An 8,913-nucleotide genomic window follows, 5' to 3' on the forward strand; every position below is an offset into this window, starting at 1 on the left:
TCTCTTCAACCGACCGGGTTATCTGTGAAGTGATTCACATCCGCCGTGTCGATGGAGGCGCATTATAGGGATCCCAGTTTTTAGCACAAGTATTTTTTAGATCTTTTTTTCCAACTGATGATTTTCCGTTCTTTTCGCTGAAAACCCACCCGATCCGCTTAAAAATTGACGCATTTTGCCTTGCCTCGATCCAGGAATACGATCAAAGTCTTCTTTAATAGCGCTCATCTGTATCGAGGTAGATATGTTTGCAGTATTACGTCCTTATAAAGATCTGTTCCCCCAAATAGGCGATCGCGTGATGATCGATGCCAGCAGCGTGGTCATTGGTGATGTTCGCATGGCCGATGATGTCAGCATCTGGCCACTCGTCGCGATCCGGGGCGATGTTAACTACGTTGCAATCGGTGCACGCACCAATATTCAGGACGGCAGCGTGCTGCATGTGACTCATAAATCATCTTATAACCCTGAGGGCAATCCGCTCATCATTGGGGAAGATGTCACCGTCGGTCATAAAGTGATGCTCCACGGTTGCACAATCGGTAACAGGGTTCTCGTTGGGATGGGATCGATTTTGCTGGATGGCGTCATAGTAGAAGATGACGTAATGATTGGCGCAGGAAGCCTTGTTCCGCAAAACAAACGTCTGGAAAGTGGCTATCTCTATTTAGGCAGTCCGGTTAAACAGATCCGCCCCCTAAAAGAGGCGGAGATCGAAGGATTGAAATACTCAGCGAACAATTACGTTAAATGGAAGAATGACTATCTGGATCAGGATAACCAGACCCAACCCTGATCGTCTTCCTGCTGATCGCGGATCAAATCGCTGGCTTCCTCTTCCAGATCCCAGCGATTTTCGCAAAAGACCGCTAACGGATCTGAACCACCAAAGCGCTGATGCAACGTCTCCCCTTTAATCGCACAGGTGAGCTGCATTCCATGCACCAGCACCGGGAAACAAACCGCTTGCTTATTTTCATCCCAGATTTCTCTGTCGGGAAAATGAATCGCCTGATTCATGCCATCAGTTCCTGTTTCAGCTTTTCGATCACCGGTTCTACAGCAGGTAACACGCCATGCCAGAGTAGCACCGCATGAGCCGCCTGCCCCACCAGCATGCCCAGACCATCAGCCACGTGTTTTGCCCCCTGTTGTTCACACCAGGTCAGAAATGGCGTTTTCCCTTTTTGATAAAACATGTCATAGGCGTAGATGTGGGAATGAACCAGGGATGCAGGAATCGCCGGGATCTCTCCATTAATACCGCTTGAGGTGGCATTAATCACAAGATCAAATTCGTGACTCGCGAGATCGTCAAGTGCTACCGCAGTTACGCTGCCTGTGTGTGCGAACAACGCCGCCAGCTCTTCTGCTCTGGAGAAGGTACGGTTGGTGATTGTCACCGCACAATCCAGCGAAAGAAGAGGAAGCAATACGCCGCGCGACGCGCCACCCGCGCCGATCAGCAGGATCCGAAAGCCTGGTTTAATAAACGACAGTCGTTCCAGATCGCTGAGTAAACCTATGCCATCGGTGTTATCGCCCAGAAGGCTACCATCTTCGAGCCGCTTAAGGGTATTGACGGCACCAGCGAGCGAGGCACGCTCGGTCAGCTCATCCGCACGCCCGAAAGCCTCTTCTTTAAAAGGCACCGTGACGTTCGCACCTTTACCACCCGCATCAAAAAAGCTATTCAGCGTCGGTATAAATGCATCAACAGGCGCAAGAACCCGACCATACGGGTGATCTATCTGCAATTGCTCTGCAAACAGCTGATGGATCAGAGGCGACTTGCTGTGCGCGATCGGGTTACCAAAAACAGCATAGGTTTCCATAACATTATCCCTGGCGAAAACGTTCGCCGGTCAAGGCATCGCGAATTTCTGACGGGTTAAGACGCCCCCCGGTTTCACCCACGGCTACAGGGAAATCATTCCCGAACTGCGCCAGAACTTCTTCTGTTGTCCGACAGGGGGGAAGCCCGGTCAGGTTGGCGCTGGTTGAAACCAGGGGTTTACCAAATGCCTGGCATAACTCCACCACCAAGGGATGGTCGGTAACGCGTACCGCGAGTGAATCGAAACGCCCGGTTAGCCAGCGCGGCGTTGTCGGTTGTGCAGGGAAAACAAACGTCACGGGACCAGGCCACGCAGAGAAAATGGTTTCCCGCTGTGCAGGTGTCAGCATGGAATCATCAATATAAGGCTTAAGCTGCTCGTAGTTCGCAGCGATCAAAATCAATCCTTTTTCGACAGGCCGCTGTTTTAGCGCCAGCAGACGGTTAACGGCGACTTCGCTGTCAGGATCGCACCCGACCCCGAAAACGGCTTCTGTTGGATAGGCGATGACTTCTTCTTTTTTCAGGATGTGCACCGCCTGCGCGATGGAGCCTGATGGCAGGTTATTATTCACTGATTTGATCCGCCGAAACCGGCTTTCCACATTGTTTACTGGCGCAAAAGCGTTTCAAACCTTGCGCGGTTTTCTTTTCTATAAGTAACGGATAATCGCAATGAGGGCAGACGCCCGCTACTGGTTTGAAATTGATAACGAACTGGCATTCAGGATAGCGATCGCACGAATGGAAGGTCTTGCCATAACGAGAGCGGCGCTGCACCAATTGACCACGCTGGCACTGAGGGCAGGCAATTGCCGTTTCATCTGGTTTATCAATTTGTTCCGTATGTTCACATTCCGGATAGCGGCTGCATCCAATAAACATCCCGAACCGCCCCTGCCGCAGCGCCAGTTCGCCGCCACAGAGTGGACAAAGCTGTCCCTCCAGAATTTTGACGATATGTCCGTCCGCCTGGCTTTTCAGGGGACGGACATAATCACATTCCGGATAGTGTGAACAACCGAGAAACGGACCGTGTTTCCCGGACCGAATAACAAGTTCAGCCCCACACTGTGGGCAGGGCTCGTTTTTATGCACCGTGAAGAGTGCTGATTTGGCCATAACAACTCTTGTTGCTGCACATAGAATTAATGCAGCATACCTTCATTCACTTCAAAGAGTAATTCTTCCATTTGCTGATAGGCATTTTCACAGCCTGGGATGTTGAACAGAACCATCAGGATCACCCATTTGAGATCTTCCAGTTCAAATTCAGCAGTATCCAGCGCCATGACGCGCTCTATCACCATCTCTCTCGTTTCGAGGTTTAGCACCTGAATCTGCTCGAGGAATAAAATGAATCCCCGGCAGCTGGCATCCAGCCTTTCACACTCTTCAGCTGTATAGATGCGCACAGACAATGGGTCAGAAGCAAGCTGCATCGGTTCGACGAGGCCGTCCTGATAATCAGCCAACTTATCCAGCCACATCAACGCATTATAAATATCTTCCCGCTCAAAACCTGCGTCGGTCAGATCCCGTGTTAATTTGTCCTGATCCACCTGCATTTCTGCTTCGTTGTGGATGTAAGTCTCAAACAAATACATCAGTACGTCGAACATGGCATGCCCTCCTTAATCGGACATAGCCGCCGGGTACAGCTGCGATCCACCCTGCTAACTCCAGTTCGAGTAGCTGTGCTACCGTTACTGGCACAGGTTGGCCGGCACGTTCAGCGACAACGTCAACAGGTGTTACCTCATCTCCTACGTTAGCCAGGAGCTTGGGAAATGGCAATGCTACTGCCTCCTGATCCGATGAAATATGTCGCTTTTGGAGATCATCCTGCAACCAATGCAAACCATATTGCAAATTTTCCAGGATATCCTCTTTACAGGTCACCAGCGTCGCCCCCTGTTTTATCAGCCAGTGAGGGCCTTCGCAGCCAGGGTTCCCCAACGGGCCGGGTAGCGCAAAAACTTCACGCCCCTGCTCCAGTGCGCACCTTGCGGTAACCAGCGATCCACTCCGAATCGCAGCTTCGACCACCAGCACGCCCTGGCTTAACCCACTGATGATCCGGTTACGCCGTGGAAAGTTACCCGGTCTGGGCGATGTCGAAAGTGAAAACTCAGATACTATCGCCCCCTCTGAAGCGATAAGTTGCTCAGCCAGAATGTGATGACGACGCGGATAGAGACTAAAAAGACCATTGCCAAGCACGGCGACACTTCGCCCTTTTGCTGACAACGCCGCATGATGTGCCACACCATCGATGCCGCAAGCCAGGCCACTGGTGATCGTAAAGCCACATTGGGATAGCTGTTCACTCAGCATTTTCCCCCACCGCTCGCCATACCACGAGGGCGCACGGCTGCCCACAACCGCAAGCTGCATGCTATTAAGCACGTCAACGCGGCCTCGCACAAATAGCGCCCCGGGAAAATCAGGTATAGAACGTAACAATGGCGGAAAGCGAGGATCATCCGCTGTGAGAAGGTGGTTGTCGGTGTGTTCCAGCCATTCCAGACTACGTTCAAGCTCACTCTCACTGAACGAAAAAAACTTTACGGCATGTTTGGGCGAAAGCCCTGACGCGTTGACAGCTTCAGCATCGACGGTTGCCTGGCGAAGCAGCCTCTGCGCAATCTCCAGCATCGCGTCACCGTATAACGACCCGATGTTTATAAGCCGTAACCATATCTCTGTGGACGTCATCCTTTTCCCTGCCATAAGCAGCCTCAGCAATCTTTGCGATTGGTCACTGATGCTGTCAATCGACCGGGGATTTGTCTAGAATAGAAGTAATATTCTTATCAACTCCTGAACACGACTCTGGAAATTTATGGCAGTTTTGCAAGTGTTACATATTCCTGACGAGCGCCTTCGCATCGTCGCGGAACCGGTTAAAGAAGTGAATGCAGAAATTCAGCGTATCGTCGATGATATGTTCGATACCATGTACGCTGAAGAAGGCATTGGCCTTGCCGCAACCCAGGTAGACATTCACAAACGTATTATTGTGATCGACGTTTCTGAAAATCGTGATGAGCGCCTGGTGCTGATCAACCCTGAGATGCTGGAAAAAAGCGGCGAAACAGGTATTGAGGAAGGCTGTCTGTCTATCCCTGAACAGCGCGCTTTGGTGCCACGTGCCGAAAAAGTTAAAATCCGCGCACTGGATCGTGACGGCAATCCGTTTGAGCTGGAAGCCGACGATCTGCTGGCGATTTGCATTCAGCATGAGATGGATCACCTGGTCGGTAAGCTGTTTATCGATTACCTCTCACCGCTGAAGCAACAGCGTATTCGTCAGAAAGTTGAGAAACTGGATCGTTTACGTTCTCGCGCTTAACGCCCCCCGGATACAAGGAATAACGTGTCTACATCACTACGTATAATCTTCGCGGGTACCCCTGATTTTGCGGCGCGTCATCTCGACGCGCTGCTATCGTCTGGTCATCAGATTGTTGGCGTATTTACTCAGCCTGATCGTCCGGCTGGCCGCGGTAAAAAATTGATGCCTGGCCCGGTTAAAGTGCTGGCAGAAACGCATGGTTTGCCGCTTTTCCAGCCTGCATCATTACGACCTCAGGAAAACCAGCAGTTAGTGGCAGACCTGAACGCTGACGTGATGGTAGTTGTGGCTTACGGCCTCATTCTGCCGAAAGCGGTACTCGATATGCCCCGCCTGGGCTGTGTTAACGTTCATGGTTCCTTGCTCCCACGCTGGCGTGGTGCAGCCCCTATTCAGCGCGCTCTGTGGGCAGGCGATGCTGAAACTGGCGTGACAATCATGAAGATGGACGTAGGTTTAGACACGGGCGACATGCTGTATAAACTGGCGTGTCCCATTACCGCAGAAGATACCAGCGCCACGCTGTATGACAAGCTGGCGGATCTCGGTCCGCAGGGGCTGATTGAGACGTTGCAACAGCTTGCTGACAATACAGCGATACCTGAAGTGCAGGATGAAGCACAGGTGACCTATGCTGAAAAACTGAGTAAAGAAGAAGCCCGGATCGACTGGTCCCTGTCAGCAGCTCAACTCGAACGCTGTATCCGCGCCTTTAATCCATGGCCGATGAGCTGGTTGATGATTGATGAGCAGCCAGTGAAAGTCTGGAAAGCTTCAGTTATTAACGGCAATACTTCGGCAGAGCCCGGTATGATTATCGACGCCAGCAAAAACGGTATCCAGGTTGCGACCGGAGAAGGGATCCTGAATCTTGAATCGCTGCAACCGGCCGGTAAAAAGGCAATGAGCGCGCAGGATCTATTAAATTCCCGTCGTGAATGGTTCATCCCTGGCAATCGCCTTGCCTGAACAAATTTACTCTTAAGGCCCGGTGTTTCCGGGCATTTTTATTTTTACGGTTATGAAAAGACAAAATCTACGCACTATGGCGGCTCAGGCCGTTGAGCAGGTTATCGAGCAGGGCCAGTCACTGAGTAATGTCCTGCCTCCACTGCAACAAAAGGTTTCCGATAAAGACAAAGCACTGCTTCAGGAGCTGTGCTTTGGCGTGCTGCGCACCCTCTCTCAGCTTGAATGGTTAATTAATAAGCTGATGTCACGCCCGATGAGCGGCAAGCAGCGTACCGTGCATTATTTGATCATGGTCGGTTTCTACCAGCTTCTTCATACCCGCATTCCACCTCATGCTGCGCTGGCTGAGACAGTGGAGGGTGCCGTTTCGATTAAACGTCCCCAGCTGAAAGGATTGATTAACGGCGTGCTGCGTCAGTTCCAGCGTCAGCAGGACGAACTGCTGGCAGAATTTGCGCAAAGCGAATCGCGCTTCCTGCACCCTGAATGGCTGCTGAATCGCCTTAAAAAAGCCTACCCACAGCAATGGCAAGACATTGTGGATGCCAATAACCAACGTCCGCCGATGTGGTTACGCGTCAATCGTAACCATCATACCCGCGACGCATGGCTGGCCCTGCTGGAAGAGGCCGGAATGAGCGGCTTCACACACGCTGCTTATCCTGATGCGGTTCGTTTAGCCTCCCCTGCACCGGTACATGCATTACCCGGTTTTGAAGAGGGCTGGGTAACGGTACAGGACGCATCCGCTCAGGGCTGCATGACCTGGCTTGAACCGAAAGACGGGGAGCAGATCCTTGATCTCTGTGCAGCGCCAGGGGGGAAAACAACGCATATTCTGGAAGTGGCGCCGCAGGCCAGCGTGATGGCCGTGGATGTTGATGAGCAGCGTCTTTCACGCGTCTATGACAACCTCAAGCGTCTGGGTATGAAAGCACAGGTTAAGCAAGGCGATGGACGTAAACCCGCAGACTGGTGTGGTGATACCAGGTTCAATCGTATTTTGCTGGACGCCCCTTGCTCAGCAACTGGCGTGATTCGTCGTCATCCCGATATCAAATGGCTGCGTCGCGATCGTGATATCAAGGAGCTTGCCCAGTTGCAATCCGAAATTCTGGATGCCATCTGGCCGCATCTCAAACCCGGCGGAACCCTGGTGTATGCAACCTGCTCTGTTCTTCCGGAAGAGAACAGTCAGCAAATTGCGGCTTTCCTGAAACGCACCCCGGACGCTACGCTGCATGATACGGGAACACCTGAGCACCCGGGTCTGCAAAACCTGCCGGGCGCAGAAGAGGGTGATGGTTTCTTTTACGCTAAGCTAATCAAAGAGTGATGTTGAGAACAGGTCACGAAAGATGAAAATTATCATTCTGGGCGCAGGGCAAGTTGGCGGAACGCTGGCGGAAAATCTCGTGGGCGAAAACAACGATATCACCATTGTGGATACCAATGGCGATCGCCTGCGCGTTTTGCAGGACAAGTTTGATCTTCGTGTTGTACAGGGGCACGGCTCTCACCCACGAGTGCTTCGGGAGGCGGGCGCAGACGATGCCGACATGCTGGTTGCAGTAACCAGTTCAGATGAAACCAACATGGTTGCATGTCAGGTGGCCTACTCGCTTTTCAACACACCGAACCGCATCGCCCGCATTCGCTCCCCGGACTATGTCCGGGATGCGGAAAAGCTGTTTAATTCCGAAGCAGTACCTATCGACCATCTTATTGCCCCTGAACAGCTGGTTATCGACAGTATTTATCGTCTGATTGAGTACCCGGGCGCGTTGCAGGTTGTGAACTTTGCGGAAGGAAAAGTAAGCCTGGCGGTCGTGAAGGCGTACTACGGCGGCCCGCTGATTGGTAATGCCCTGTCGACAATGCGCGAGCATATGCCACATATCGATACGCGTGTTGCGGCGATTTTCCGTCACGACAGACCTATTCGTCCGCAAGGGTCCACCATTGTCGAAGCCGGGGATGAAGTCTTCTTTATTGCGGCTTCTCAGCATATCCGTGCGGTGATGAGTGAACTTCAGCGTCTCGAAAAACCGTATAAACGTATTATGCTGGTTGGCGGCGGTAATATTGGCGCAGGTCTGGCGAGACGGCTGGAAAAAGACTACAGCGTGAAGCTGATCGAACGAGATCAACAGCGCGCGTCGGAGCTGGCTGAAAAGCTTCAGAATACTATCGTGTTTTATGGCGATGCTTCGGATCAGGAATTGCTGGCCGAAGAGCATATCGATCAGGTTGATCTTTTTATTGCCGTCACCAACGACGACGAAGCGAATATTATGTCCGCCATGCTCGCTAAACGTATGGGGGCGAAAAAAGTAATGGTGCTTATCCAGCGTAAGGCTTATGTCGACCTGGTACAGGGTAGCGTAATTGATATTGCTATTTCACCTCAGCAAGCCACCATTTCTGCCCTGCTAAGCCATGTACGTAAAGCGGATATTGTCGGCGTGTCGTCTCTTCGTCGTGGTGTTGCTGAAGCCATTGAAGCCGTCGCTCATGGGGATGAAACGACGTCGCGCGTTGTTGGTCGCGCGATCGACGAAATTAAACTTCCACCAGGCACCATTATCGGCGCTGTAGTACGAGGTAACGATGTCATGATCGCCAATGATAATTTACGTATTGAGCAGGGTGACCACGTTATTATGTTCCTGACCGATAAAAAATTTATTACCGACGTCGAGCGTTTATTCCAGCCAAGCCCGTTCTTCCTGTAATGATTTGG

The 8,913-nt window shown here is 51.8% G+C and carries 11 protein-coding genes; 5 read left to right on the forward strand and 6 right to left on the reverse strand.

The features are described from left to right. Window positions 1-244 precede the first annotated feature (244 nt). Window positions 245-799, forward strand: a complete 555-nt coding sequence (locus ACOTYH_RS21430) for a gamma carbonic anhydrase family protein (RefSeq protein WP_058689040.1) — start codon at window positions 245-247, stop codon at window positions 797-799. Here the strand turns inward: ACOTYH_RS21430 and ACOTYH_RS21435 are convergent. The 6 genes from ACOTYH_RS21435 to dprA are packed head-to-tail and all read right to left on the reverse strand — an operon-like array spanning window position 775 to window position 4,558. Beyond that, window positions 775-1,023 carry a DUF1488 domain-containing protein gene (locus ACOTYH_RS21435; RefSeq protein ID WP_015571398.1) on the reverse strand — a complete coding sequence of 83 codons (249 nt, stop codon included), beginning with the start codon at window positions 1,021-1,023 and terminating at the stop codon, window positions 775-777. The two genes, ACOTYH_RS21430 and ACOTYH_RS21435, sit on opposite strands and share 25 nt — an antisense overlap. Then, entirely contained in the window at window positions 1,020-1,838 is an 819-nt protein-coding gene (aroE, locus tag ACOTYH_RS21440; protein ID WP_310865377.1) for a shikimate dehydrogenase, read from the reverse strand. Before aroE ends, ACOTYH_RS21435 begins: the two co-directional genes overlap by 4 nt. Before the next feature lie 4 nt (window positions 1,839-1,842). Next, the gene (tsaC, locus tag ACOTYH_RS21445; protein WP_421637889.1) at window positions 1,843-2,415 is read right to left on the reverse strand and encodes an L-threonylcarbamoyladenylate synthase type 1 TsaC; all 573 of its coding nucleotides are present in this window, start codon (window positions 2,413-2,415) and stop codon (window positions 1,843-1,845) included. Then, window positions 2,408-2,962, reverse strand: coding sequence for a type I DNA topoisomerase (locus ACOTYH_RS21450; protein ID WP_017383725.1), 555 nt, complete (start codon window positions 2,960-2,962; stop codon window positions 2,408-2,410). Before ACOTYH_RS21450 ends, tsaC begins: the two co-directional genes overlap by 8 nt. A 26-nt stretch (window positions 2,963-2,988) precedes the next feature. Beyond that, window positions 2,989-3,462 (reverse strand): DUF494 family protein Smg, encoded by a 474-nt coding sequence (gene smg, locus ACOTYH_RS21455; protein ID WP_086626674.1) that lies wholly within the window; start codon window positions 3,460-3,462, stop codon window positions 2,989-2,991. Then, the gene (dprA, locus tag ACOTYH_RS21460; protein ID WP_017693885.1) at window positions 3,434-4,558 is read right to left on the reverse strand and encodes a DNA-protecting protein DprA; all 1,125 of its coding nucleotides are present in this window, start codon (window positions 4,556-4,558) and stop codon (window positions 3,434-3,436) included. Before dprA ends, smg begins: the two co-directional genes overlap by 29 nt. Before the next feature lie 127 nt (window positions 4,559-4,685). Between dprA and def the strand changes: the two genes are divergently transcribed. From def to trkA, 4 genes are read left to right on the forward strand one after another with little or no spacing between them, the layout of a single operon-like run. Beyond that, window positions 4,686-5,195 carry a peptide deformylase gene (def, locus tag ACOTYH_RS21465; protein WP_015571402.1) on the forward strand — a complete coding sequence of 170 codons (510 nt, stop codon included), beginning with the start codon at window positions 4,686-4,688 and terminating at the stop codon, window positions 5,193-5,195. A gap of 24 nt (window positions 5,196-5,219) precedes the next feature. After that, a complete protein-coding gene (gene fmt / locus ACOTYH_RS21470) occupies window positions 5,220-6,167 on the forward strand; it encodes a methionyl-tRNA formyltransferase (RefSeq protein ID WP_058689038.1) in 948 nt (315 codons plus the stop codon). A 52-nt stretch (window positions 6,168-6,219) separates the two neighbouring features. After that, window positions 6,220-7,506 (forward strand): 16S rRNA (cytosine(967)-C(5))-methyltransferase RsmB, encoded by a 1,287-nt coding sequence (gene rsmB, locus ACOTYH_RS21475; RefSeq protein ID WP_033488169.1) that lies wholly within the window; start codon window positions 6,220-6,222, stop codon window positions 7,504-7,506. 22 nt (window positions 7,507-7,528) lie between these two features. Continuing rightward, window positions 7,529-8,905 (forward strand): Trk system potassium transporter TrkA, encoded by a 1,377-nt coding sequence (trkA, locus tag ACOTYH_RS21480; protein ID WP_003863337.1) that lies wholly within the window; start codon window positions 7,529-7,531, stop codon window positions 8,903-8,905. Window positions 8,906-8,913: the final 8 nt, after the last annotated feature.

Origin of the sequence: Enterobacter cloacae complex sp. SHL001 (assembly GCF_049236825.1) — a bacterium.
Classification (GTDB): Bacteria; Pseudomonadota; Gammaproteobacteria; order Enterobacterales; family Enterobacteriaceae; genus Enterobacter; species Enterobacter hormaechei_C.

Bases quoted from the DNA above. Each gene is read 5' to 3' on its own strand.
- ACOTYH_RS21430 (WP_058689040.1), top strand. From the start codon at position 245: ATGTTTGCAGTATTACGTCCTTATAAAGATCTGTTCCCCCAAATAGGC.
- ACOTYH_RS21435 (WP_015571398.1), bottom strand. From the start codon at position 1,023: ATGAATCAGGCGATTCATTTTCCCGACAGAGAAATCTGGGATGAAAAT.
- aroE (WP_310865377.1), bottom strand. From the start codon at position 1,838: ATGGAAACCTATGCTGTTTTTGGTAACCCGATCGCGCACAGCAAGTCG.
- ACOTYH_RS21450 (WP_017383725.1), bottom strand. From the start codon at position 2,962: ATGGCCAAATCAGCACTCTTCACGGTGCATAAAAACGAGCCCTGCCCA.
- smg (WP_086626674.1), bottom strand. From the start codon at position 3,462: ATGTTCGACGTACTGATGTATTTGTTTGAGACTTACATCCACAACGAA.
- dprA (WP_017693885.1), bottom strand. From the start codon at position 4,558: ATGACGTCCACAGAGATATGGTTACGGCTTATAAACATCGGGTCGTTA.
- def (WP_015571402.1), top strand. From the start codon at position 4,686: ATGGCAGTTTTGCAAGTGTTACATATTCCTGACGAGCGCCTTCGCATC.
- rsmB (WP_033488169.1), top strand. From the start codon at position 6,220: ATGAAAAGACAAAATCTACGCACTATGGCGGCTCAGGCCGTTGAGCAG.
- trkA (WP_003863337.1), top strand. From the start codon at position 7,529: ATGAAAATTATCATTCTGGGCGCAGGGCAAGTTGGCGGAACGCTGGCG.